The organism is Bartonella numerosa (assembly GCF_037070845.1).
Classification (GTDB): Bacteria; Pseudomonadota; Alphaproteobacteria; order Rhizobiales; family Rhizobiaceae; genus Bartonella.
The window spans coordinates 1-1,301 of the sequence record NZ_JAYMZI010000025.1; the positions used below are offsets into that span (position 1 = coordinate 1).

Annotated in this window: 1 protein-coding gene and 1 pseudogene; both read left to right on the forward strand. The window is 41.2% G+C overall.

All coding sequences use genetic code 11. The features are described from left to right. Nucleotides 1-41: 41 nt before the first annotated feature. A pseudogene (locus WCP75_RS04985) lies at nt 42-158 on the forward strand (TrwG protein); the annotation flags it as partial. Nucleotides 159-237: 79 nt separating this feature from the next. Further along, nucleotides 238-1,008 carry a TrbJ/VirB5 family protein gene (locus WCP75_RS04990; protein WP_336277134.1) on the forward strand — a complete coding sequence of 257 codons (771 nt, stop codon included), beginning with the start codon at nt 238-240 and terminating at the stop codon, nt 1,006-1,008. The last annotated feature ends 293 nt before the right edge of the window (nt 1,009-1,301 follow it).

Below are 1,301 nucleotides of genomic sequence, written 5' to 3' on the forward strand. Positions count from 1 at the left end.
GTCAACAAAACGATCCCTGTAGAGATTCAACGAGAAGCGATATGAAAAAAAAGGAAGCTAAACCGGTGAAAGCCGAACGACTTAATAGTTATTACGAGGAAAGTCGAGGTTTGGAGCGTGAACTCATTAGTGAGTTTGTCAAATCTCGCAGAACAGCGTGAAAAATAGATGGCAATTTTACGGCAATTATAATTACCGATTTTTTTTACGGTATGTGAAAATTAAACGGAGAAGATTATGAAAAAACTTATCGTTGCAGTAATGGTAAGCGCGGTTCTTGGAGTGCCGAGTTTGGGAATGAGTGGTGGTAACAATCTTGATGATTTTGATAATTTCGGTGATATTAGCTATGGTGGGCAATATTGGCAGAAGGATAAAGTAGGCAAAGGGAACACGCCACCTATATATCCAGGCAAGTATGGAGGTAAGTCGTATTTCCCAGGTGGTGCATCTCATCTGTCTCGTGGTCGATCAAGCGCGCCGAATCCGCAGGCCAGCTGGAAATCTCTCAGTACTTTAGATGGTAAAAAGAGTCTTGTCCTTAAAGGTCCACAATTTATTTATGATACCGCAGAGCAGGCACAAGTTGATGATAAGATGCCGGAGTTGTTTAAAAAGATTATACAAGAAGAGAATTATCTTCGCGGATCTTCTGTAGATGACGCACGCGAAACTATCGATGAGCGTAGTCAGTATGCGGATATCATGGATAAAGCCGTAAGCTTGCAAATTTTTGACTACACAGAAAATCGTTTTTATCAAATCTCAAAGTTGTTAGAGGAAGTTAAAGGTGCAAAGGATGCACAGAGCATTGCCGCGTTACAAGCGCGCCTTAAGGGGACATTAGCTATAATCCAGAATGAAGCCACGAAACTGCAAATGGTCGCGCACTTAAGGAATATCGAGCAAGCACTCATCAGCCGGCTGAAGCGTAAGCGCAATGTACAAATCCTTTATAGCAAAAATACGGAAATGCCGGCTATCAAATATAATGTATCTTTAAGGTGATACTTCTGATTTTTTTATTGAGGTGAGTGGGTAAACTTTCCGTGCTATTCAGTGACTTTGAGAGGTGGCGTGGAATATGTGAGTTGGCTCTGATAATCTTGTAAAAGGCGCTTACAGTAAATCTGAGCGAGGTGCATGATGTGCGCCAACATTTCAGAAAAGTGAAAATTCGTTAAAGAGAAATGCCATGTCCTTCGTAATGTTCACACAGCTTTTCGATAAATTTGATCAAATAACAAGTACGTATATTACGGGTGTTTCATCAAAGGCAGCTATCGCGCTCACACCTATCG